General features: G+C 65.0%; 19 protein-coding genes and 1 pseudogene. 8 read left to right on the top strand and 12 right to left on the bottom strand.

Annotation, left to right across the window (positions count from 1 at the left end):
* Window position 1: 1 nt before the first annotated feature.
* From H9L41_RS15410 to nrdR, 10 genes are all read right to left on the bottom strand, one after another.
* Window positions 2-391 carry a type II toxin-antitoxin system death-on-curing family toxin gene (locus H9L41_RS15410; protein WP_034605873.1) on the bottom strand — a complete coding sequence of 130 codons (390 nt, stop codon included), beginning with the start codon at window positions 389-391 and terminating at the stop codon, window positions 2-4.
* Window positions 391-618, bottom strand: a complete 228-nt coding sequence (locus H9L41_RS15415; RefSeq protein WP_028444578.1) for an AbrB/MazE/SpoVT family DNA-binding domain-containing protein — start codon at window positions 616-618, stop codon at window positions 391-393. The genes H9L41_RS15410 and H9L41_RS15415 overlap by 1 nt, the downstream gene beginning before the upstream one ends.
* 89 nt (window positions 619-707) lie before the next feature.
* Window positions 708-1,796, bottom strand: coding sequence for a bifunctional 3,4-dihydroxy-2-butanone-4-phosphate synthase/GTP cyclohydrolase II (gene ribBA / locus H9L41_RS15420; protein WP_028444579.1), 1,089 nt, complete (start codon window positions 1,794-1,796; stop codon window positions 708-710).
* A 2-nt stretch (window positions 1,797-1,798) separates the two neighbouring features.
* Window positions 1,799-2,116, bottom strand: a complete 318-nt coding sequence (locus H9L41_RS15425; protein ID WP_028444580.1) for a CcdB family protein — start codon at window positions 2,114-2,116, stop codon at window positions 1,799-1,801.
* Window positions 2,116-2,376 carry a type II toxin-antitoxin system CcdA family antitoxin gene (locus H9L41_RS15430; RefSeq protein ID WP_028444581.1) on the bottom strand — a complete coding sequence of 87 codons (261 nt, stop codon included), beginning with the start codon at window positions 2,374-2,376 and terminating at the stop codon, window positions 2,116-2,118. The genes H9L41_RS15425 and H9L41_RS15430 overlap by 1 nt, the downstream gene beginning before the upstream one ends.
* Window positions 2,377-2,432: 56 nt before the next feature.
* Window positions 2,433-3,071 (bottom strand): riboflavin synthase, encoded by a 639-nt coding sequence (locus H9L41_RS15435; RefSeq protein WP_028444582.1) that lies wholly within the window; start codon window positions 3,069-3,071, stop codon window positions 2,433-2,435.
* 231 nt (window positions 3,072-3,302) lie between these two features.
* On the bottom strand, window positions 3,303-4,052 hold the full coding sequence (locus tag H9L41_RS15440) for a class I SAM-dependent methyltransferase (protein ID WP_028444583.1): 750 nt from the start codon (window positions 4,050-4,052) through the stop codon (window positions 3,303-3,305).
* 1 nt (window position 4,053) lies between these two features.
* A complete protein-coding gene (gene ribD / locus H9L41_RS15445) occupies window positions 4,054-5,169 on the bottom strand; it encodes a bifunctional diaminohydroxyphosphoribosylaminopyrimidine deaminase/5-amino-6-(5-phosphoribosylamino)uracil reductase RibD (RefSeq protein WP_028444584.1) in 1,116 nt (371 codons plus the stop codon).
* Window positions 5,166-6,230: a hypothetical protein gene (locus H9L41_RS15450; protein WP_028444585.1), complete on the bottom strand. Its 1,065-nt coding sequence runs from the start codon at window positions 6,228-6,230 to the stop codon at window positions 5,166-5,168. The genes ribD and H9L41_RS15450 overlap by 4 nt, the downstream gene beginning before the upstream one ends.
* Window positions 6,227-6,682, bottom strand: coding sequence for a transcriptional regulator NrdR (gene nrdR, locus H9L41_RS15455; protein ID WP_028444586.1), 456 nt, complete (start codon window positions 6,680-6,682; stop codon window positions 6,227-6,229). Before nrdR ends, H9L41_RS15450 begins: the two co-directional genes overlap by 4 nt.
* A 332-nt stretch (window positions 6,683-7,014) precedes the next feature.
* Between nrdR and H9L41_RS15460 the strand changes: the two genes are divergently transcribed.
* Window positions 7,015-8,331 (top strand): dicarboxylate/amino acid:cation symporter, encoded by a 1,317-nt coding sequence (locus H9L41_RS15460; RefSeq protein ID WP_028444587.1) that lies wholly within the window; start codon window positions 7,015-7,017, stop codon window positions 8,329-8,331.
* A 99-nt stretch (window positions 8,332-8,430) separates the two neighbouring features.
* Here the strand turns inward: H9L41_RS15460 and H9L41_RS15465 are convergent, their stop codons facing one another.
* Window positions 8,431-9,558 carry an aminopeptidase gene (locus H9L41_RS15465; RefSeq protein WP_084299713.1) on the bottom strand — a complete coding sequence of 376 codons (1,128 nt, stop codon included), beginning with the start codon at window positions 9,556-9,558 and terminating at the stop codon, window positions 8,431-8,433.
* 1,150 nt (window positions 9,559-10,708) lie between these two features.
* Here H9L41_RS15465 and H9L41_RS15470 point away from each other — a divergent pair.
* The 5 genes and pseudogenes from H9L41_RS15470 to H9L41_RS26245 all read left to right on the top strand — a co-directional run.
* Entirely contained in the window at window positions 10,709-11,206 is a 498-nt protein-coding gene (locus H9L41_RS15470) for a hypothetical protein (RefSeq protein WP_157461788.1), read from the top strand.
* A complete protein-coding gene (locus H9L41_RS15475) occupies window positions 11,203-12,498 on the top strand; it encodes an SPM autocatalytic domain-containing protein (RefSeq protein WP_187523449.1) in 1,296 nt (431 codons plus the stop codon). The genes H9L41_RS15470 and H9L41_RS15475 overlap by 4 nt, the downstream gene beginning before the upstream one ends.
* Before the next feature lie 62 nt (window positions 12,499-12,560).
* Entirely contained in the window at window positions 12,561-13,058 is a 498-nt protein-coding gene (locus H9L41_RS15480) for a hypothetical protein (protein WP_157461790.1), read from the top strand.
* A gap of 630 nt (window positions 13,059-13,688) precedes the next feature.
* Window positions 13,689-16,835, top strand: a complete 3,147-nt coding sequence (locus tag H9L41_RS15485) for a calcium-binding protein (RefSeq protein WP_187523450.1) — start codon at window positions 13,689-13,691, stop codon at window positions 16,833-16,835.
* A pseudogene (locus tag H9L41_RS26245) lies at window positions 16,835-17,122 on the top strand (calcium-binding protein); the annotation flags it as partial. The gene H9L41_RS15485 and the pseudogene H9L41_RS26245, both read left to right, overlap by 1 nt.
* 5 nt (window positions 17,123-17,127) lie before the next feature.
* On the opposite strand, the gene H9L41_RS24965 reads toward H9L41_RS26245, so the two are convergent.
* Window positions 17,128-18,582: a benzoate/H(+) symporter BenE family transporter gene (locus H9L41_RS24965; RefSeq protein WP_373282033.1), complete on the bottom strand. Its 1,455-nt coding sequence runs from the start codon at window positions 18,580-18,582 to the stop codon at window positions 17,128-17,130.
* Between the two features lie 374 nt (window positions 18,583-18,956).
* Here H9L41_RS24965 and H9L41_RS15495 point away from each other — a divergent pair, with 374 nt between their 5' ends.
* Both H9L41_RS15495 and H9L41_RS15500 read left to right on the top strand, forming a co-directional pair.
* Window positions 18,957-21,920 (top strand): pilus assembly protein, encoded by a 2,964-nt coding sequence (locus tag H9L41_RS15495; RefSeq protein WP_028444591.1) that lies wholly within the window; start codon window positions 18,957-18,959, stop codon window positions 21,918-21,920.
* The gene (locus H9L41_RS15500) at window positions 21,917-22,426 is read left to right on the top strand and encodes a GspH/FimT family pseudopilin (RefSeq protein ID WP_051318645.1); all 510 of its coding nucleotides are present in this window, start codon (window positions 21,917-21,919) and stop codon (window positions 22,424-22,426) included. The genes H9L41_RS15495 and H9L41_RS15500 overlap by 4 nt, the downstream gene beginning before the upstream one ends.
* Window positions 22,427-22,480: the final 54 nt, after the last annotated feature.

The raw sequence follows: 22,480 nt of genomic DNA on the forward strand, positions 1-22,480 counted from the left end.
GTCAGCCCTTTCGTTCTGTATGTTGGCGCAATAAAGCGGCCAGTGCCGGCCGATCCAGCTGGTCGATCGCGATGCGGACCAGCCAGTCGACCAAGTCGATCTGCGAAAAACGGAGCCACCAGCCATTACCAACTAGGAAGGTGGTCATGCAGGCGGCGGCGGTACGCTTGTTGCCGTCGAGGAAGGGACGATTCTTGGCCAGCGAATGGGCATAGGCCGCCGCCGCCTCGAATACATCGCCGGTATAGCCATAAGTCTGCTGGGCCTGCCCCAGGGCCGAGCGCATCAGCTCGATGTCGCGCACGCCCTGCATCCCGCCGAAAGCCCGGATCTGGTCCTCGTGGACCAGCAATACCAAGGCTTCGGGCAGGAAGCGGACCGGAGCGGTCATCAGAGCTCGGCGAGCTTCTGGAAGGCCGGCCGGTATTGCTCAAGCACTTCCTGATAAGCCGCCCAGCCTTCGGCAAAAGCCTCGTCGACCGGCGTCAGCAGCAGGCGGCCGTTCTCGGGCGTCACCTCGAACTTCTGGCCTTCGGCCAGGTGCAGGCTGTGCACGATCTCGGCCGGAATGGTGGTGACGAAGCTGGAACCGACCTTGCGCAGCACGACTTGGCTCATGGCGACCTCCGTATATACGGTCGTATATATTAGCAAGCCGCCCACGCCCCGTCAAAAACCCCTTATGAATCAGGGCCTACCGAGACCGCTCATGGCTCGACGAAGCCCGTCACCTCGAGCCCGAAACCGGCCATGCTCGGCATCTTGCGCTCGGGCGACAGCAGCTTCATCTTGCCCACGCCGAGCGTCTTGAGCATCTGCGCGCCGACGCCGTAGGTGCGCAGATCCCACTTGGTCGGCTGGTTGAGCTTGAGCTCGGGCAGCGCCCGCGCCAGCAGGTCCTCGCCGCTCTCGTCTCGGTGCAGCATCACCAGCACGCCGCGGCCGGCCTCGGCGATGGCGGCCAGGCTCTGGTAGATGCCCCAGGAATGGCGGGTCTGGCCGGCGTCGAGCCAGTCGAGCACGCTGAGCGGCTCGTGCACGCGCACCAGCACCTCGTCGTCGGGCCGGATCTGGCCCTTGACCAGCGCCAGGTGGGTCGCGGTGCAGCCCTGCTCCTTGAACGCCACCAGGCGGAATTCGCCGGCCGGGGTGGTCACCGTGCGTTCGCCGACCTGGTCGACCAGCGATTCGGTGCGGCTGCGGTAGTGGATCAGGTCGGCGATGGTGCCGATCTTGAGGCCGTGCTGCTCGGCGAACGGCAGCAGCTCGGGCAGCCGCGCCATGGTGCCGTCGTCGTTCATGACCTCGCAGATCACCGACGCCGGCAGGCAGCCGGCCATGCGCGCCAGGTCGCAACCGGCCTCGGTGTGGCCGGCGCGGGCCAGCACGCCGCCCTCGCGCGCCATCAGCGGGAAGATGTGGCCGGGCTGGACGATGTCGGCCGGCCGCGCGTCGCGCGCCACCGCGGCCAGCACGGTGCGGGCGCGGTCGGCGGCCGAGATGCCGGTGGTCACGCCCTCGGCGGCCTCGATCGACAGCGTGAAGTTGGTGCCGTGCGAGGCGCCGTTGCGCGTCACCATCAGCGGCAGCTCAAGCTGGCGGCAGCGCTGCTCGGTCAGCGTCAGGCAGATCAGGCCGCGCGCATGCTTGGCCATGAAGTTGATCGCCTCGGGCGTGACGTGCTCGGCCGCCATCACGAGGTCACCCTCGTTCTCGCGGTCCTCGTCGTCCATCAGGACGATCATGCGGCCGGCGGCGAGCTCGGCGATCAGTTCGGGGACGGGGGAAATGGTCATGTTCAGAATCCGGTGATCAGGCAGTCGAGCGCCGCCAGCAGAGCGGCGCGTTCGGCCGGCACCTGGCCGGCCTTGTTCTTGAGCCGGCGGCGGGGCACGCCGGCGAGTTCGGGGGTAAGCAGCACGTAGCGACCGCCTTCGAAATCGAGCAGCGGCTGCAGCCGTTCGATGGCCGGGCGGCCGTAGTGCATAGCCTCGGTCAGCGGCGCCACCAGCACGGTGTCGAGCCCGTCATGCAGGTCGTGCTGCAATTCGACCAAATAGGGAATCCGCTCAGCGCTGGCCGGGTCCGGATTGTGCCAGACGTCGAACTGCGCCATCACCAGCTCCGCCAGCCGTCGCTGAACACGCCGTGTTCCTCGACGTAGCGGTTGTAGCCCTCGATCGCCTCGCGGTTGGCTTCCTTCCAGCGGCGCGCCTTCTCCTCGCGCACCAGCACGGCGAGATGGGCCTCGAAGGCCTGCGACAGGTTGATGCCGAGCGCCTTGGCCTCGGCCAGCAGCGCGGCGTTGATCGACAGGTTGGCGGCCTTCTTGGCTTCGGCGGCGTATTCGGCGGGCTGTTCGGCGACTCGATTCATGGCAGGCTCCCGGCGCAGGAATGATGCGCATATAGTATGCGCATCGATGCAAGCGCTCAACCTTTGCGCTGCTTGAGCGTGGCGAAAGCGTCGCCGGCCGGCAGCATGCGCTCCAGGTAGCGCGCGATCAGGTCGATCTCGAGGTTCACCTTGTCGCCGACCTTGAGGTTCTTGAGCGTGGTGACCTCGACCGTGTGCGGGATCAGGTTGACCGAGAAGATGCAGCGGTCCTGCACGTCCTTGACCTGGTTGGTGGTCAGCGACACGCCGTCGATGACGATCGAGCCCTTGATGGCGACGTACTTGGCCAGGCTCTTCTCGGCCTGCACCACCAGTTGCCAGCTCTCGCCGACCTGCTGGAACTTCATCACTTCGCCGAGGCCGTCGACGTGGCCCGACACCAGGTGGCCGCCGACGCGGTCGCCGAAGCGCATCGCCTTCTCGAGGTTCACCTCGCGGCCCGGGTCGTCGAGGCCGACGGTGCAGCGCAGCGATTCGGCCGAGATGTCGAACTTGAAGCTGCGCTCGGTCTTGGCCACCACCGTCATGCAGGCGCCGCTGACCGCGATGCTGTCGCCGATGGCCACGTCGGCGAGCGGGAAGTGCTCGCTGACCACCATCACGCGCAGGCCTTCGCCTTCGAGCGGTTGCACGGTGGCGATCTTGCCGGTGGCTTCGACGATGCCGGTGAACATGGAAATCCTTTCAGGGACTGATTGAGCTCAAAGAGTTGGCGAATGGACGGTCGAGACATCCACACCCGAGCAAAGCGAGGCTCCCTCGCGGCGGCGAGGGCGGGGGAGTCGGAATAAATCAAGGGGCGCCGGTGGCCGAGCATGCGCTGACCTCGCGCTCCCGGCTCTGCCGGGAGCCCGTGCTGCAGTTCGATCTGTTGCATCGCCATGCATAACTCATCCAGGCGTTCCTCAGGCCGGCTTGCGGCAGGCCCGTACGGTAAGTGGCCAGGCGACGCGGCGCGGCTGCGCCGGATCGCCCCAGGCGGCCAACAGGCGCTCGCGCAGCGCCGGCAGCGGATCGATGCCCTTGTCGTCTTTATAGCGCTGCGTGGCCGACCAGGTGCCGAGGTAGCCGACCAGCGCGTCGAGCGTCCAGTCGAGCGCCATCTCGAATTCCGGCGCGGCCAGCGGCGCGAACGGCAGTTCCAGGCCGGCGTAGCCCTGCTCGACCCAGCGCCGCTCGGGCGGCCAGTAGGAGCCGACCACCGCGTGGTAGTAGTCCGACACCAGCGCGTCGACGGCCGGCTCGCAGCGGAACACCTCGTAGCACCACACCGCCAGCACGCCGCCGGGCGCCAGCACCCGGCCGGCCTCGGCCAGGAAGGCCGGCAGGTCGAACCAGTGCAGCGCCTGGGCGACGGTGACCAGGTCGGCGCCGCCGTCGGGCAGCGAGCTGCGCTCGGCCGGCTCCTGCCGGTAGTCGATATTGGGGCGCCGCGGCGCATTGGCAAGCTGGCCGGCCGAAGGCTCGGTGGCGATCACCCGGTCGAAGCGCGCGGCCAGCTCCAGCGCGGCCTGGCCGTTGCCGGTGGCGGCGTCCCAGGCCAGGCCATGGGCCGGCGCGACGGCGGCCAGCCAGTCGAACAGCGCGGCGGGGTAGTTCGGCCGGTATTGCGCATAGGCCGCCGACTGGGTGGAGAAATGGTCGTGGAAGCTCATCTCAGGCCTCGCGGAAACGCAGGGTGTAGCGCAGGTCGGCGCCGACCCGGCGCAGATCGGCCACGCGCGGCGCCAGCTTGTCGGCCAGCCGCGCGAGCGTGAAATCGGCCAGATCCTGCGCCGCGCCGCCGAGCAGCACCGGCGCCTGGTAGAGCACCAGCTCGTCGACCAGGCCGCTGTCCAGCCAGGCGCCGTTGAGCCGCGCGCCGGATTCGACCGTGGCCTCGTTGATGCCGCGCCGGCCCAGCTCGGCCAGCGTGGCGGCCAGGTCGACCCGGCCGGCGGCGTCGGGCAGCGCGATCACCTCGGCCCCGGCCGCTTCGAGCGCCGCGACGTGGGCGGCCGGCGCGGCGGCGGTCACCACCAGCGTGCGGCCCTGCGCGGCCAGCAGCCGCGCGGTGGGCGGCAGTTGGCCGCGGCTGTCCAGCACCACGCGCAGCGGCTGGCGGCCCTGCCACGGCTGGCCGTCGAGCTCGCGCACGGTCAGCAGCGGATCGTCGTGCAGCACGGTGCCGCTGCCGGTGAGCATGGCGCAGGAACGTGCGCGCAACCGCTGCACGTCGGCGCGCGCCGCGGGCCCGGTGATCCATTGCGATTCGCCGCTCGCCAGCGCGACCTTGCCGTCGAGGCTGGCGGCGATCTTGAGCCGCAGCCACGGCCGGCCGCGCTCGATGCGGCTGAGGAAGCCCTTGAGCGATTCGCGCGCCTCGGCCGCCAGCAGGCCGGTCTCGACCGCGATGCCGGCCTCGCGCAAGAGGCCGAAGCCGCGGCCGGACACCAGCGGGTTCGGGTCGCCGATGGCGGCCACCACCCGCGCCACGCCGGCCTCGATCAGACCCAGCGCGCACGGCGGCGTGCGGCCGTGGTGCGAGCACGGCTCGAGCGTGACGTAGGCGGTGGCGCCGGCGACCGATTCGCCGCGCGCGGCGGCGTCGCGCAGCGCCATCACCTCGGCGTGGGCGCCGCCGGCCTGCTGCGAATGGCCCTGGCCGATCACGCGGCCGGCCTGCACCAGCACGCAGCCGACGCTCGGATTGGGGGTGGCGAGATTGCGGCCGCCCTCGGCGATGCGCAGCGCGGCGGCCATGTGGCGGTGGTCGGCGGCGTCGAAGCTCATGCGCGGCGCGCCTCGATCAGCTCGGCCAGCTGCGGCGACAGCCTGCGCCGCCAGCGCGCGCCGAGCGCCTCGCCGTGCTTGTTCCACCAGACGCCGGCGAACACGATGGCGAGGCCGATCAGCGACAGCACGAAGGCGAACAGCAGGCTGTTCTTGAACTGGCCCCAGGCCAGGTAGCCGAGATAGCCGGCCACGCCCAGCGCGCCGAACACCACGAAGACGCGGCGCGACAGCACAGCGCCGGCGAAGATCAGGCCGAGGTTGATCAGGCAGTAGCCGAACTTGCCCCATTCGCTGCCCGAATCCATCGACGACAGCGCGCCCCAGAACGCCAGCATGCCGAACAGGTAGAGCCAGAAGGCGTAGTCGCGCGCGTCGCGCCGGGTGGCGAGGTCGATGCGCAGCGCCAGCAGCAGCATGGCGAGGCCGAAGCCGAGCGAGACGAACTTGCGCAGCTCCCACAGCGAGGCGTAGTAGGTCCACTCGTCGTCGCCGGGCACGCCGTAGGCGATCCAGGCCGCCACGTCCATGCTCAGGTACCACAGCGTCACCGCCACCGGCATCAGCATGAAGGGCAGCCGGTAGCGCCACAGCAGGACGGCGGCCGCGGCCAGCGTCGCCAGTTCGAGGAACAGCCAGCGCCAGTCGATGTAGCGGTGGTAGTCGGCGTAGGCGCCGTCGTGGTCCCAGTGCCCGAGCCCGGCCTCGATGCCGTAGACCGCCAGCGGCACCAGCACGATGGCCAGGGTGAACAGGATGCCGGCCGGGATGGCCAGCTGGCGGCGCAGGAACCGGTCGCCCAGCCACCAGGCCAGGAAGCCGTAGCCGACCGCGAACACGGTGAGCAGCCAGGGCCCGGCGACCTGGTAGCCGACGGTCATGAACAGGCTCATCGCGGCGATCGCGATCATGCCGCCGAAGTAGTACAGCAGGTGGGCGAAGCGGAACTGCGGCACCTCGGCCTGGCCGGCGGCGAGGAACTGCCACAGGGCGCCGGCCTGGCCGGGCTGCAGCACGCCGGCCGCCTCGGCGCGATCCAGGTCGGGCCGGGCGAGCTTCATGGCTTCTTGCTCACTTCGCGGATCACGTCCTTGAAGTCGTCGACGTCCTGGAAGCTGCGGTAGACCGAGGCGAAGCGGATGTAGGCGACCTTGTCGAGCTTGGCCAGCTCGGCCATCACCATCTCGCCGATGCGGCGCGAATCGATCTCGCGCTCGCCGAGGCTCAGCACCTTCTGGTCGATGCGGGCGATCGCCTCGTCGACCAGCTGGGTCGGCACCGGCCGCTTGTGCAGCGCGCGCATGAAGCTGACGCGCACCTTCTCGCGGTCGTAGTCGGCCCGGCTGCCGTTGGCCTTGACCACCTGCGGCGGCCGCACCTCGGCCATCTCGAAGGTGGTGAAGCGCTTGTCGCAGGCGCCGCACTTGCGGCGCCGGCGCACGCTGTCGCCCTCTTCCGACAGCCGCGTATCGGCCACCTGGGTATCGAGCGAACCGCAATACGGGCATTTCATGCAGTGTCCTCCTGGCGCGTGGGCGCGCCTTGGGCGGCATTGTAAGTTGAAGCGTGAAACGCCGCTGCGCGGCGTGGTGAAACGTGATTCGCCGCTGCGCGGCATGAGTGAAACGTGAAACTGGTGCGGCGTTGCCGCACCTTAAAACACGCGCCTTGGCTAAATCCGAGCGGCGCAGCGACGAACCACGTTTCACCTTTCACGTTTCACATTTCACCGTCCTTAGTGGTCCCCCACAATCGGGACACCCGCATGCCGCCGAGTGGGAAGCCGTAATGGCGGCGCGGCCACCGCGGGCGGACCATCGCGTCACCCAACGAGGAGACGCCACCATGAAAAAACCGTTCTACCGCATCCTGTACGTGCAGGTGCTGTTCGCCATCGCCGCCGGCATCCTGATCGGCCACTTCGAACCGAAGCTCGGCGTCGATCTCAAGCCGCTGGGCGACGGCTTCATCAAGCTGATCAAGATGATCATCGCGCCGGTGATCTTCTGCACCGTGGTGGCCGGCATCGCCGGCATGCAGGACATGAAGCGCGTCGGCCGCGTCGGCGGCAAGGCGCTGCTCTACTTCGAGATCGTCTCCACCGTCGCGCTGGCCATCGGCCTGCTGGTCGCCAACCTGCTCAAGCCCGGCGCCGGCTTCAACGCCGACGTCACGAAGCTCGACGCCCACGCCATCGCCCAGTTCACCGAGAAGGCGCACGCGATGTCGACCACCGACTTCGTGCTCAACATCATCCCGACCACCTTCGTCGATGCCTTCGCCAAGGGCGACATCCTGCAGGTGCTGCTGATCGCCATCCTGTTCGGCTTCTCGCTGTCGGCCATGGGCGAGCGCGGCCGGCCGGTGCTGAGCCTGATCGAGCAGCTGTCGCACGCGGTGTTCGGGGTGGTCAACATCATCATGAAGGCCGCCCCGGTCGGCGCCTTCGGCGCAATGGCCTTCACCATCGGCAAGTACGGCGTCGATTCGCTGATCCCGATGGCCAAGCTGATGGGCAGCTTCTACCTGACCTGCGCGCTGTTCGTGCTGGTCGTGCTCGGCGCCATCGCACGCTGGGCCGGCTTCTCGATCACCCGCTTCATCGCCTACATCAAGGAAGAACTGCTGATCGTGCTCGGCACCAGCTCGTCCGAGAGCGCGCTGCCGCGGCTGATGCAGAAGCTCGAGCGCCTGGGCTGCGCCAAGCCGGTGGTCGGCCTGGTGGTGCCGACTGGCTATTCGTTCAACCTCGACGGCACCAACATCTACATGACCATGGCGGCGCTGTTCATCGCCCAGGCCACCAACACCGACCTGACGCTGGGCCAGGAACTGACCATCCTCTTGGTGGCCATGCTCACCTCCAAGGGCGCCTCGGGCATCACCGGCGCCGGCTTTATCACGCTGGCCTCGACGCTGGCGGTGGTGCCGAGCGTGCCGGTGGCCGGCATGGCGCTGATCCTCGGCATCGACCGCTTCATGAGCGAATGCCGCGCGCTGACCAACATCATCGGCAACGGCGTGGCCACCGTGGTGGTGGCGAAGTGGGAGAACGCGCTCGACGAGGAAAAGATGCGCAGCGTGCTGGCGGGCCAGGCGCAGCCGGAGGTCGAAGCCGAAGTCCAGCTCGAGGGCAAGGCGCCGGCCGCCTTAGCAGCCTGACAATACCGGCGGATTACACGGGACCTACCGTTTACCCTGATGACGAAAGCCCGCATGGAACGCCCAAGGTGCAATCGGCATGATCCGTAGCGCGTGATCTCAACGGGTGTCTCGCGACACCCGTCGCCCTTGATCGGCAGGGATGCCGGTCATTGCTCCTTGCTGCCTCTCCCCTGAAAAAGCAGCAACTCCCACGGCCGCCAGTGTTTCGTCACGGGTGGCCTTATTTTTTTGCGCCAGCGCCCGCGCCGCCGCGAAGAAGGCCGGGAAATCGCCACCGACCGAGCGGAACAGCGCGCGCCAGGCCGGCACCTTGTCGTGGTAGGTCGCCTGCGAGGCGAAATGCGCATTGTTGGGCAAGGGCGCGAACCAATAGTCGTAGCCCAGGTAGCCGCCCCACTCGGCCTTCAGCGCCGCATAGCGCTCGCCCAGCGCCGCCAGCACCCTGCCCTTCTCTTCCAGTTTCTCGTTCTCGCCCGCTTCGCTGCCGTAGATCGCAGCCAGTTGCCGGCGGCCGTCCTCCATCAGCGCGCGGAAGGCGGCGCGGCGCAGCTCCGCCTTGCGGTAGCCGGCTTCCAGCGCCGGATCGGCGCGCTCGGCCAGCCAGCGCTCGAAGCCCTCGAGCTCGACCGCGGTGGCGAAGGCCTCGTTGAAGGCGCTGTCGTCCTGCACGTAGACCACCTGGTGCGCCAGCTCGTGGAAGATCAGCCGCGCCAGCGCCGTCTCGTCGTAGCGCGCGGTGGTGTTGAGCAGTGGATCGTTGAACCAGCCCAGCGTCGAATAGGCCGGGATGCCGTAGAGGAACACGTCCTCGCCGGCCGCCCGGCGCTCGTCGGCATAGCGCTGGGCGTCGGCCTCGACGTAGTAGCCGCGGTAGGCCAGGCAGCCGGCGATCGGGAAGCAGCTCTCGGTCGGCTGCAGCGACAAGGGCGGCGTGCTGACCACGTTCCACAGCGCATAGGGCCGGCCCAGGTCGGCGTAGCGGGTGTAGCTGGCATTGTCGGGCAGGCCGAGCGCGCTGATCGCGAAGGCGCGGATGCGGCGCGCCAGCCGGAGCTTGTCGGCCAGCGCCGGCGACGTGGCCGGATCGTCGATCACCGCGCCGATCGGCCGCGACTTGTTCATGACTTCGGCCTGGCCGCCGGCGGCCTGGCCGACGTAGGCGATGTTGGCGCAACCGGCCAGCAGGACGGCGAGGAAAGACGGCAGAAAGAAGCGAGGGCGCATGCTACTAGCCTAGCAAACGGATGGGGCGTGGCTGTCGGCCGAGATGTAACCCGGCTTCGGCAGCATGGGGAAGACGGCATTCCAGCTTGGTGGCCGTCGGGTCGGATCGCCCGCAGCTGCGTGTGCGAGGAAACAAGAAAGGTAGAGCCGAACTGGGGGATTCAATTTTGAGACCAGTTACCTGCCAGAACTTCTTGGAAAATATATTTTTACTTATAGTGATACAGTAAGGTCATCAGACTTGGAGCCACTCGAGGTTTGAGGGCACTTCCAGAAACCTACTTTCCGGAATTCTACGCAACTGAAAAATCGACGGGTTACGATGACCAAAGTGCCAGAATTCGAGGTTTCTGGAAGTCCCCTTATGTCTTTACAGATCGAAAGGACGTTATGTTTTACATAGATTTCTTACTGGTATTTGCATATACATTGTGTCTGGATTTGTTCTTAAATAAAATTGCGCCACATTTTTTCCTTGGAAAAAATTGCTACTTATCGGCGGCTTATTTTGTATATTTTTTACGCTGTATGCACTTTTTTCACTGCTAAATGTGCTCAGAGCGATCCGAGCGAGAGATGCATGGAATGGCGAGGCTGAGATATTATGGCCAATTGTATTTATAACAGTATTTAATTTAGCCCTTCGAGAATACACATTACTTGACCCTACTCTCGCCAGGAGTGAGTGTAGCGATGTGAACTATCAAGGATGGTTCGCCTTATTTGAATTTTCTCGAATCTTGGCGATAAATTTTGCTTGTTATTCCTTTTCATGGGCCTGGCTAAGTGTGGTCAGATCTTTTCTTTCAAGGAGGAAATGATAAGCGAAGTAACCGATATTTATAATGAAATAACCAGTGGCGGCTTGCCTTCGCCAAAAAATATCTTGGCAGAAGCTGATCTAGAAGCCATTGCAAGCAACATTGCAATGTTACAGACGCACTTGATCGAGGAGACACTCTTAGCAGGCTGATGAGAAACTCTGCCAGCCAACCATAGAGTGGGGAAAAACAAGCCAAACAGGGCAGAGCCGCTCAAAAATTAAGCGAAATTCGCTCATCTTTTTAGCAAAACGGACAGGTTTCTCGGATTTCCGCGGTTTGGTGGGAACTAGAGAAAGTACGATCAATTCATACAGGAGCGAGAAATAATGATGGTAAATATCCCAGCGATCTGGCAGGCCAAATCAATTTGGCATAAGCTCTTCGCCATGATAGTTATTTTAGGAATGATTTTCGCCTGGAATTTCCATCAAAGATCACAGCATGAATATAGAATCAAGGAGGCCCTTAGAGCATTTGCGCACAGCAACGAGCAAGAAATGGATCTATTCTCGCAGAATGTAAATGCTGAGAGAGTATGTATCCAACATGCTTACGAAGATAAAGATACTCTAGAAAAGAAAATGCAAGGTGAACTATCAATGCTTGAATACATCTATTACACTCCGGACAGCGAGGGGAAATATAATTTAATATTCCTTAGACGCGGGCGAGTACTAAATATAGTTTCCTTATCGAAAAGCAAAGATATGGAGTGGACCCCTTTAAAATTGATCAAAGAATTTTGCTCAAACAGTGGCCGCCTTTTTATTAATCAGACGAACGGGCGAAAAACTTTCTCTTTTGAACAGGAAAGAAAATCATGACACTTATAACCGCAGGCCTGTATTCGAATTACCAGGCTGACAAACGTGGCGGCTTGAAGCAAGGGGAAGCAAAGGGTATTAATGATCAATACGACGCCTATCGACACGCACTATTTTCAGCAATGCTAACGATCCGCTTTGGAGAAGCGTACGCACGTTCCGTCACTGAAGATCATGAAGTAAACGACCCCAATACAGCGGAAGAATCCAACATGGATCGTTGGAACAATGATGTGGGGGTACAAATTGGACTGAGCATTCAACCCGACGAGGATTTGGCACAAAAGGTATACGATGCTGTCAGGATAGGAATCACAATTAATGACCCTATGAATGACTCCCGCAGGTACGGTATAGATCCAATCACTATTGATCTGGATTATTCAGCCCCAGAATTCAACCGCGAAGGCCGCGGCGCCTACGATCAAATCGACGACAAAGTCTCCACCGACTTCAACCGCGCCATCGGCTGGCAACCCCCACGCGACCCGCTCGCCCTCGACCTCGACGGCGACGGCGTCGAAACCACTCCCGCCGACGGCAACATCCTGTTCGACCACGACGCCGACGGCCTCAAGACCGGTACCGGCTGGCTCTCCGCCGACGACGCCTGGCTGGTCCACGACCTCGACGGCAACGGCACCATCGACTCCGGCCGCGAGCTGTTCGGCGTCGATACCCAGGTTCCGGGCGGTACGGCCACCGATGGCTTCGCCGCCGCCCGCATGCTCGACAGCAACGCCGACGGCGTCCTCAGCGCCGACGACACCGCCTGGTCCGAACTCAAGCTCTGGCGCGACCTCAATCAGGACGGCCTCTCGCAGGCCGGCGAACTGCAATCACTGGCCGCCCATGGCATCGCGAGCATCGGCCTGAGCGCCACCCTGCAGAATCGCGACCTCGGCAATGGTAACGTCATCCTATACGGTGGCGAGTACACCCGTACCGATGGCAGCACCGGCCTCGCCAATGCCCACAACCTCGGCCAAGACACCTTCCACAGCGAATACGTCGACCCGCTGCCGGTCAGCGAGGCCGCCGCCGCCCTGCCCGACATGCAAGGCTCCGGCCACGTCCGCAGCCTGCGCGAGGCCATGAGCCAGTCGCCCCAGTTACTCGAACTGGTGCAGCGCTTTGTCCAGGCCGCCAGCAGTACCGAGCAGGCGGCGCTGGCCGGGCAGATCGCGCTGGCCTGGGGCGAGACCAGCCCGCTACAGGCTGAGGCAGTCAAGAGGTCGCCGGACTTTGGAAACTGGCGCCGACCGGCGGTTTTGGTGGCTACAGGCAGATAGAATCTATAACATGCCGGGTTCGTTTTTTAATCCGCCTTTTATTTCACTCACCGGGTGACGAGATGACGAGCGACTTCACAGTTTCCGCATATTTTACATTTAACATTACCACTCTAATCTTAGGCTGCGCATTGATCCTTAAAATCATTGCAGCAAATCCACTGGAAAAAGGGAAATTAAGTCTTTTCAAACCAATAAAAAAAGGATTATTAATTCGCGCATTCCTGTATGTATTAGCAATGATTTTCTTTTCCTACAGCTGCTTATCAATATGGGCTGGATGGGAAGAAATTGAAAGGAGTGGGGGCAATGCATTAACCAACTGGAAGGTTTATGCAGCCATTAGTTTTGGATGTTGGTTCTTATTTTCACCAGCATTAATCCCAGGGATTTTGGCAGCCACAGCATCAATGCACCTAGGTGAGAGGTATACACAACTCTCACTACCCGAAGCCATAAGATTAACCTGTTTAGAATCAGAAAAAGCCAGATTGATTAGACTCATCGCATTAATCTCGGCCCCCGTTGCTGGTTTCTTATTTTTTCTCTTGTTAATTTAAGGATTACAAATGTCAACCGATTGGATTGGACTGAGTGGAACCGTTGAATGGATTCGCACTATTGGACAAGATGGAACAGGTTCATATTTCCAAGAGGATAGCTATGGCGCAGCAATGACGTTGGCAGGTACCTATATATCGGCAGCCGACATGGCTTCTACGTCGGCCAACTTCGGAACTGCTGTCTCCTCACATCTCGCCGCACTTGGCGCACTAATGAGCATGGCAAAAATCGCTCAAGCTATCCAAAGAGGAGATGATGTTTCCGGAGTTGATGTTGCTGGAGCCATAAATGGTATTCTTGGGGCGACAAGCAATGCAGCAAAAATAATGGGCGCGGCAACTGCATCAAACGCAGCTGCCGTATTAGCCGTCGGAGTGACTTCCTACATGGTCACTCGCGGCGTCATGGAGGCCAAGTGGTTTGGTAATGGCAATGGCGGATCTGAATCTCTCGAAGATAAATTACGTCGAGTAACTGAATCCATTTACGATAAAATACATAGAGAGGAACAAAAAACACTATCTTCTCCTATTTCGCTAGATGAAGTTAATGCTGCCCGTAGTGCATTAGGCAAGCCTCCTTTCACACGAGATCAATGGGATGCAATCAAGCGCGGTAAACCTGTCTTGGGCCAATGCCGCATCAACGACAAAGTCTCCACCGACTTCAACCGCGCCATCGGCTACCAACCCCCACGCGACCCCTTGGCCCTCGACCTCGACCTCGACCTCGACGGCGACGGCGTCGAAACCACTCCCGCCGACGGCAACATCCTGTTCGACCACGACGCCGACGGCCTCAAGACCGGTACCGGCTGGCTCTCCGCCGACGACGCCTGGCTGGTTCGCGACCTCGACGGCAACGGCACCATCGACTCCGGCCGCGAACTGTTCGGCGTCGATACCCAGGTTCCGGGCGGTACGGCCACCGATGGCTTCGCCGCCGCCCGCATGCTCGACAGCAACGCCGACGGCCAGCTCAGCGCGGCCGACGCGGCCTGGAACGAACTCAAGCTCTGGCGCGATCTGAACCAGGACGGCATATCGCAGGCCGGCGAACTGCAATCGCTCGATGCCCACGGCGTGGCGAGCATCTCGCTGCACTCATCGCTGCAAGATCGCAATCTCGGCAATGGTAACGTCATCCTGTATGGCGGCGAGTACACCCGCACCGATGGCAGCACCGGCCTGACCAATGCCCTGAACCTCGGCCAGGACACCTTCCACCGCGAATACGTCGACCCGCTGCCGATCAGCGAAGCCGCCGCCGCCCTGCCCGACCTGCAGGGTTCCGGCCAGGTGCGCGACCTGCGCGAGGCGATGAGCCAGTCGCCCCAACTGCTGGCACTGGTGCAGCGCTTCGCCCAGGCCACCAGCAGCTCCGAACAGGCGGCGCTGGTAGGGCAGATCGTGCTGGCCTGGGGCGAGACCAGCCCGCTGCAGGGCGGACAGGATGGCTTCATGCAATGGCAAGACGGCCACGCCTACCGCCTGACCTACGCCGATCGCGACGTGGTGCTGACCGTGCGCGACGGCCAGGACCATGCCGTGCTGCCCTATGTGGAGACGCTGGAACGCTTCAATGGCCGGACCTTGGTCAGCGGGCCTGGCGAGAACGACCCGTTCACCTGGAACGGGCTGCTCCCGCTGGGTACCAGCTCCAACAATGGCTCGATCGCGGACTTGACGTATTACGGCCTGATCGAGCGGCCCCAGCTCGACCTGCTGATGCAGGCCTGGCGGTCGCTGGCCGGCTCGGTCTACCAGGCGCTGGCCGTCCAGACCCGCCAGGCGGACTGGTTCGACCAGGTCGAACTGGTGTTCGACGAGACCGGCGTGCGGATGGACTTCGGCAGGCTCGATGCACAGATCGCAGCCGCAGCCGAGGTCGACGCGGCCGGCGCGCTGCTCGACCTCCTGACCTTCGTCAGTGCACACGGCGGCGACAACCTGGCGCACATGGGCTGGGACTACCGCAGCACGCTGGCCCGCGTGGCGACGCAGGCCGACCCGGCCGCGCTGGCGGATTTGCAGCTGGACCTGAACGAATTCGACCTGGCCGGCGTGAACGGGGCGACCGGCCCGCTGCAGGGCGGTGCCGGCCAGGACGCGCTGTTCGGCGCCGCCGGCCACGACACGCTGGAAGGCGCCGCCGGCAACGACCTGCTGCTCGGTGGCGCCGGTGACGATCGCCTGGTGGGCGGCGACGACAGTGCGAACGACACCCTGATCGGCGGGACGGGCAGCGATTTCCTGCAAGGCGACGGCGGGGCCGACCTCTATGGCTTCCGCCGCGGCGACGGCGCGGACACCATCGAGAGCGCGGTGCACGACGCCGACGAGACCGACACGCTGGTGTTCGGGCCGGGCATCGCGGCAGCCGATCTAAGCTTCCGCCGCGTGGGCAACGACCTGGTCATCGGCTACGGCGCGGGCGACTCGATCACCGTCAAGTATCACTATGGTTCGCCGAACTGGGCCAGCTATGCCGGCCTCAAGCAGGTGGTCTTCGACGGCGGCAGCCTGCAATCCTTGCAGGCCCTGATCTCGGCCAGCGCACTCGTGCTGGGCGACGCCGCGGTCAACAGCGATTTCGGCGCCGCCGCCGACTGGATCGTGGCCGGCGCCGGCAACGACACCATCGCGGCCGGCGACGGCGACAACCGTGTCTACGGCAACGGCGGCGACGACGCGCTGAGCGCGCGCTGGGGCGCCGACCTGCTCGACGGCGGCGCCGGCGACGACCGGCTCGACGGCGACATCGGCGCCGATACCCTGGTCGGCGGCACCGGCAGCGACTGGATGAACGGTGCCAGCGGCAACGATACCTACCGCCTCGCCCTGGGCGACGGCGCGGACATCATCGAGAGCGCAGCGCACGATGCCGACGAGGTCGACACGCTGGTATTCGGGCAGGGTATCGCCGCCGCCGATCTGGCGTTCCACCGCGAAGGCAACGACCTGATCGTCGCCTACGGCGCCGGCGACGCGGTCACCGTCAAGCACCACTACGGCTCGCCGAACTGGAGCAGCTACGCCGCGCTCAAACAGATCGTCTTCGCCGACGGCAGCACGGCCCGACTTGCGGACCTGCTGGCCGACATGGCCATGGCCATGACTGGCACCGACGGAGCCGACTACCCCAGCCTGACCGACGCGCGCGAGGTCTACCGGGCTGGTGCCGGCAACGACACGGTCCAGGCCTATGGCGGCAACGACGTCCTCGACGGCGGCACGGGCAACGACTACCTAGACGGTGGCTACGGCGACGACCTGCTGGACGGCGGCGCGGGCAACGACCGGCTGCTCGATACCGAAGGCGCGGACACCTACATGTTCGAGCGCGGCGATGGCAACGACACGATCAACGACAACAGCAGCACCAGCCAGCCGGACACGCTGCGCTTCGGCAGCGGCATCGGGCTCGACGACCTGACATTCCAGATGGTCGACAAGAACCTGGTCATCCGCTACGGCGGGACCGATACGGTCGCCATCCTCAACCACTACGGCTTCGGCTATCCATGGTACGGCGCCAACCGGATCGAACGGCTGCAATTGGCCGACGGGACCGACCTCGACCTCTCGGCCGCCGTGGCGGCCAAGGGCATCTCCGGTTCATCGGACAGCGAAACCCTGGAATTCGACGACAACGGCACGCTGGCCTGGGCCGGCGGTGGCAGCGATGGCCTGTATGGCGGCAACGGCGACGACAGCTTGTACGGCGAAGGCGGCAACGACCTGATCAATGCAGGGGCGGCGACGACCTACTGATCGGCGGCAGTGGCGCCGACCGATTGTATGGCGTGGCCGGGGACGACCGGCTCGAAGGCGGCGCGGGTGACGACACCCTGTACGGCGGCGCCGGGAATGACCGCTACGACTTCGGCCGGGGCGACGGCAACGACTGGCTGGGCGACAGCGATGGCGATCAGGACACGGTGCGCTTCGGCACCGACGTGACCGGCGAGCAGTTGTGGTTCCGTCGCGCCGGCAGCGATCTGGTGGTCGATGTCGTCGGGACGGACGACCGCCTGACCGTGCAGGACTGGTACCAAGGCAGCGCCTACCGGGTCGAAAGCTTCGAAACCGCCGATGGCAAGGTGCTGCTGCAGAGCCAGGTGGACGCCCTGGTACAGGCCATGGCGGGCCTCACGCCGCCGCCGCTGGGGCAGTTGACGCTGGCGGCCGAGCAGCAGCAGGCGCTGGCGCCGGTGCTGGCTGCCAGCTGGCATTGAGCGTACGGCCCGACGGTAGGAGCGGCTTCAGCCGCGAATGGTCGATCGTAGACAGAACGGCGATTCGCGGCTGAAGCCGCTCCTACGAAGTCCTTCCACCGTCGGTTCCGCTCTCGGTCAGCGCCCCGCCTTGCCCGCCCGAGCAACCACCAGGCCAGCCCGCCCGCCACCAGCCCCCAGAAGGCCGAGCCGATGCCGGCCAGGCTCATGCCCGAGGCGGTGACCAGGAAAGTGATCAGCGCCGGCTCGCGCTGGGCCTCCTCGCGCACCGCCAGCGCCAGGCCGCTGGCCAGCGCGCCGAACAGCGCGATGCCGGCCACCGCCAGCACCAGTTCCTTGGGAAAGGCCGCGAACAGCGCGCCGACCGAGCCGCCGAGCAGGCCCAGCAGCAGGTAGAAGCCGCCGGCCGCCACCGCGGCGAGGTAGCGCTTGGCCGGATCCTCGTGCGCCTCGCGGCCCATGCAGATGGCCGCGGTGATGGCCGCCAGGTTGAGCGCGAAGCAGCCGAACGGCGCCAGCACCAGGTTGACGAAGCCGGTCCAGCCGATCAGCGGCGAGATCGGCGGGTGGTAGCCCGAAGAGCGCAGCACTGCCACGCCGGGGATGTTCTGCGAGGCCATGGTGACCACGAACAGCGGGATGCCGACGCCGATCAGCACGGCCGGCTCGAACACCGGCGTGGTCCAGATCGGGGTGGCGATGTCCCAGTGCAGGCCTTCGGGCCGGATCAGGCCGAAGAAGGCCGCCAGCGCGACGCCGACCGCCAGCACGCCGACCACCGCGTAGCGCGGCGCCAGCCGCTTCAGCACGAGGTAGGTGAAGAACATCGGCAGCACCAGCTCGATGCGGCCCTGCAGCGAGACGAACACGTTCATGCCGAACTTGACCAGCACACCGGCCAGCATCGCCCCGGCGATCGACAGCGGGATATGGCGGATGGCGCGCTCGAACCAGCCGGTGACGCCGAACAGCGTGATCAGCGCGGCCGAGAACACGAAGGCGCCGACCGCCTCGCCCATGCCGTGGCCGGCCAGGCCGGTGGCCAGCAGCGCCGCGCCCGGCGTCGACCAGGCGGTGGCCACCGGCACCTTGTAGCGCAGCGACAGGCCGATGCAGGTCAGCCCCATGCCCAGGCCCAGCACCATCAGCCAGGAGGCGAGCTCGGCCGGCCCGGCGCCGGCCGCCTCGGCAGCCTGGAAGATGATGGCGGCCGAGCTGGTATAGCCGACCAGCACGGTGATGAAGCCGGCGGCCAGGGCCGGCAGCGGGATCAGTCTGGGCATCGATCGTCTCGGTGAAGTCGCTCGCCACCATAGCCCAGCGCGGCCGGCCGCGGCCCGGTACAGCAGGGCGGCCGCGGACGGCACAGTCGGCCCGGCAGCCGCATCGGACGGTCCGTCCGCCGCCGGTCGACCGCGGCGGCCGAAGCCCGCGCAGGGCCGCGACACGACCGGTCGTCGGCGACGAATGTCATTCGAATATGCCGTTGTGTTAACCTCCGCCGCCTTATGACATTGGCAAAACCGCGAACCGGGCCAGAATCCGCCCCGAGGTGATGCGCCGGCGCCTGTTCAGGCCACGCAGATTCGGCCTGTCCGCCGCCTCCCGGCGATGGCCCGCCGGCCCGGTTCCAACCGCTCCGAAGCAAGGAAAGACGATGCGAAAGCGATTCCAGATCAAGCCGCTCTGCAACTGGGTATGCCTGGTGCTCGCCACCTACCCGGCCGCCGGTGCGCTCGCCGCCGAGCCCTACCCCGCGCTGCCGCCCACGCTGTCGACGGCCGTGACGCCGAACATCATGCTGTTCATCGACAACTCGGGCAGTATGGCCGACCCGCCCAAGGCCGGCGAAGCCAAGAAGATCGAGACCGCGCGCAAGGTGGCCACCAACCTGGTGTCGGACCCGGCCAACCGCAAGCTGCGCTGGGGCCTGTTCTCGTTCCACCCGCAGGAGAACGCCAAGGCCGGCATCCTGCAGTCCGCCATCAAGGAGCGGACCGGCGACGCCGAGCTGAAGGAGCTGACCGACAAGATCGCCGGCCTGAACCCGGACACCTGGACGCCCCTGGCCGAAGCCACCTACGAGATGAGCCGCTACTGGCGCGGCATGGACAGCTTCTACTGGAAGAACACCAGCTACACCTCGCCGATCCAGTACCGCTGCCAGAAGAACTTCCAGATCATCATCACCGACGGCGAGCCGACCCAGGACGACACCTTCGCCAGCGATACGCAGGATCCGACGCGCAAGGGCTATTCGAACGCGCTCAACGGCATGACCCGCCACGCCTTCGAGCAGGATCTGCGCGATACCACCGCGCTGGACCTGGACAAGAAGTCGTTCAACGACACGCGCTTCCCGCAGCAGAACGTCAGCAGCTACACCGTCGGCTTCGCGGTCGACTACCCGCTGCTCAAGCTGGCGGCCGAGGAGGCCGGCGGCAAGTACTTCACCGCCACCGGCGAGAAGGAATTGTCCGACTCGCTCAACAACGCGGTAGCCAGCATCGTCTCGTCGACCTCGAACGCCGGCGGCGTGGCGGTGCAGTCCGACGTGCTGACGGCCGGCAACTACGTCTACCAGCCGGTGTTCAACCCGAGCGACTGGCATGGCGAGCTGCGCCGCTACGGCCTTTCCGCCAACGGCACCATCGACTTCGCCAGCAAGCTCGACGCCAACGCCGTGCTCAATGCCCGCAAGACCGCCCGCTCGATCTACACCTCCAAGGTGATCAAGGGCGTCAGCAGCAGCTTCACCTTCGACGACACGAACGGCCTCGTCGCCATGACGGCCACCCAGAAGTCCTTGCTCGGCGCAGACGATACCGAGCGCAAGAAGGTGATCAACTACCTGCGCGGCACCGACCAGACCGGCATGCGCAAGCGCACCAACAAGCTCGGCGACATCGTCGACGCCCAGCCCTCGGTGGTCGGCAAGCCGCTCGGCTATACCACCGACCCCGACTATCCCGCCTTCCAGACCATCCACGCCAACCGCAGCATGGTGTTCATCGGCGCCAACGACGGCATGCTGCACGGCTTCGCCTGGTCCGACATGAGCGAGCTGTTCGGCTATATCCCGGCCGCGGTCTACCCTCACCTGAAGGATCTGACCAAGACCACCTACGGCCAGGCCGGCACGCCGCACACTTATCACGTCAACGGCCAGACCCGGCAGGAAGACGTCAAGATCGGCGACAACTGGACCACCATGCTGGTCGGCGGCCTGGGCCAGGGCGGCCAGGGCTATTTCGCCATCGACGCGACCCGCGCCGACAACTTCGCCAGGGCCGCCGACACGGTGAAGTGGGAGTGGAACGACCAGAGCGACAGTTCGGTCGGCTATACCTTCGCCACGCCGCTGATCTACAACGTGCGCATCTCGGAGAACGAGGTGAAGCCGGCCGCCATCCTGGCCAACGGCTACAACAACGACTACGACGACAGCGCGGTCGGCGGCAGCAAGAACGCCAGCCGGACCTCGGCGCTCTACTTGGTCGACGTCGCCACCGGCGTGCCGATCAAGACCTTCGTGCTGCCGGCCGGCAGCACCGGCCTGTCCTCGCCGGCCGGCGTCGACTACGGCCAGGACGGCATCCTCGACCTCATCTACGTCGGCGACGAGAACGGCAACCTGTGGCGCTTCGACGTCACCGACAACGGCGCCTACAAGATCGAGCCCAAGCTGATCTTCACCGCGCCGGCCAACCAGCCGATCGTGATGCGGCCGGCCATCGTGCCGATCACCGAGAGCACCAAGGGCACGCCAGTCGGCAACATGGTGCTGTTCGGCACCGGCCGGCTGCTGACCGAGGCCGACCGCGGCGACACCAACCAGCAGGCGCTGTACGGCGTGCTCGACAAGCTGGAGGAAAACCCGAAGGTGATCACCCAGGCCTCGCTGGTCGAGCAGACCGTGACCGGCACCGCCACCGTCTCCACGCCCGGCATGCGCGCCGGCAACTACCGCAAGGTGTCGGAAAACGCGCTCGAAGTGACCAGCGAAAAGGAAACCAAGCTCGGCTGGTACATGAACCTGCCGGTGTCGACCGAGCGGCTGGTCGCCTCGCCGCTGGCCTTCAACGACAAGGTGATCTTCAGCACCGGCATCACCTCTTCCAGCGAGAAGTGCCTGCCCGGCGGCAAGGGCTGGATCATGGGCCTGAATCCGCTGACCGGCTCGGTCACCATGGATGCGCGCCGCAAGGTGCCGTACAGCTTTCTCGACCTCAACCTCGACAACAAGGCGAGCTCGGCCGACCAGATCCCGTTCTCCGGCACCAACAGCTACGTCAGCGGCTACGAGATGGACGGCATCCCGACCGAATCGGCCTTCGCCGCCAAGTCGCTCAAGGTCACCGCGCCGGCGGTCGACGACAGCGGCCTGGGCAACGCCGGCGCGGTCATCGCGCTGCGCGAGGCCAACGCGATGGGCGTCTACACCGCCTACGGCCCGAACGGCACCAAGACCGGCAAGCCGATCAAGCGTCCCAATCCGGACGGCGCCGGCCTGTTCGCCAACGGCACGCTGGGCAAGGACGACCTGTCGACCGCCAACCTGGTCAGCCCCAGCAGCGGCGTGAAGATCGAGCGCGTGACCTGGCGGGAGATCGTGCAATGAGCACGCCTGTCCGCAACCGCCGCGGCCAGCGCGGCATGACGCTGATCGAGATGGCCATGGTGCTGGCCATCATCTCGATCGTCGCCGCGATCGCCGCGCCGCCGATGGCGCTGTTCGTCAACGACGCGCGGCTGTCGAGCCAGACCAACCAGCTGGTCGCCAGCCTCAATGCCGCGCGGCTCGAGGCGATCACGCGGCGCACCACGGTCACCGTCTGCCAGACCGCCGCGCCCAACAGCGCCACCGCCTGCTCCACCTCGGGCACCAGCGATTGGTCGAATGGCTGGATCGCCATGACCGCCGGCGGCACGGTGCTGCGCCGCGTCCACCCGAGCCCCAATCTGGTGGTCACCACCACGTCGGCCAGCACTTCCTTCGGCCCGACGCTGGGGAACAGCACGACCGCCAGCTACAAGCTGTGCATCAAGGGCGCCAAGGAGCACGAGGTCCTGGTCGCGCCGTCGGGCCGGGTGACCCAGAAGGTCAACAACTCCGTCTGTTCGTGAGCCTGCGGCGGCGGGCCGGGGCGCGCGCCGCTCCGCCCGGACACGGACGTTTCA

Origin of the sequence: Chitinimonas koreensis (genome assembly GCF_014353015.1) — a bacterium.
In the GTDB taxonomy this organism is placed as follows: Bacteria; Pseudomonadota; Gammaproteobacteria; order Burkholderiales; family Chitinimonadaceae; genus Chitinimonas; species Chitinimonas koreensis.

Bases quoted from the DNA above. Each gene is read 5' to 3' on its own strand.
- H9L41_RS15410 (WP_034605873.1), bottom strand. From the start codon at position 391: ATGACCGCTCCGGTCCGCTTCCTGCCCGAAGCCTTGGTATTGCTGGTC.
- H9L41_RS15415 (WP_028444578.1), bottom strand. From the start codon at position 618: ATGAGCCAAGTCGTGCTGCGCAAGGTCGGTTCCAGCTTCGTCACCACC.
- ribBA (WP_028444579.1), bottom strand. From the start codon at position 1,796: ATGACCATTTCCCCCGTCCCCGAACTGATCGCCGAGCTCGCCGCCGGC.
- H9L41_RS15425 (WP_028444580.1), bottom strand. From the start codon at position 2,116: ATGGCGCAGTTCGACGTCTGGCACAATCCGGACCCGGCCAGCGCTGAG.
- H9L41_RS15430 (WP_028444581.1), bottom strand. From the start codon at position 2,376: ATGAATCGAGTCGCCGAACAGCCCGCCGAATACGCCGCCGAAGCCAAG.
- H9L41_RS15435 (WP_028444582.1), bottom strand. From the start codon at position 3,071: ATGTTCACCGGCATCGTCGAAGCCACCGGCAAGATCGCCACCGTGCAA.
- H9L41_RS15440 (WP_028444583.1), bottom strand. From the start codon at position 4,052: ATGAGCTTCCACGACCATTTCTCCACCCAGTCGGCGGCCTATGCGCAA.
- ribD (WP_028444584.1), bottom strand. From the start codon at position 5,169: ATGAGCTTCGACGCCGCCGACCACCGCCACATGGCCGCCGCGCTGCGC.
- H9L41_RS15450 (WP_028444585.1), bottom strand. From the start codon at position 6,230: ATGAAGCTCGCCCGGCCCGACCTGGATCGCGCCGAGGCGGCCGGCGTG.
- nrdR (WP_028444586.1), bottom strand. From the start codon at position 6,682: ATGAAATGCCCGTATTGCGGTTCGCTCGATACCCAGGTGGCCGATACG.
- H9L41_RS15460 (WP_028444587.1), top strand. From the start codon at position 7,015: ATGAAAAAACCGTTCTACCGCATCCTGTACGTGCAGGTGCTGTTCGCC.
- H9L41_RS15465 (WP_084299713.1), bottom strand. From the start codon at position 9,558: ATGCGCCCTCGCTTCTTTCTGCCGTCTTTCCTCGCCGTCCTGCTGGCC.
- H9L41_RS15470 (WP_157461788.1), top strand. From the start codon at position 10,709: ATGATGGTAAATATCCCAGCGATCTGGCAGGCCAAATCAATTTGGCAT.
- H9L41_RS15475 (WP_187523449.1), top strand. From the start codon at position 11,203: ATGACACTTATAACCGCAGGCCTGTATTCGAATTACCAGGCTGACAAA.
- H9L41_RS15480 (WP_157461790.1), top strand. From the start codon at position 12,561: ATGACGAGCGACTTCACAGTTTCCGCATATTTTACATTTAACATTACC.
- H9L41_RS24965 (WP_373282033.1), bottom strand. From the start codon at position 18,582: ATGCCCAGACTGATCCCGCTGCCGGCCCTGGCCGCCGGCTTCATCACC.
- H9L41_RS15495 (WP_028444591.1), top strand. From the start codon at position 18,957: ATGCGAAAGCGATTCCAGATCAAGCCGCTCTGCAACTGGGTATGCCTG.
- H9L41_RS15500 (WP_051318645.1), top strand. From the start codon at position 21,917: ATGAGCACGCCTGTCCGCAACCGCCGCGGCCAGCGCGGCATGACGCTG.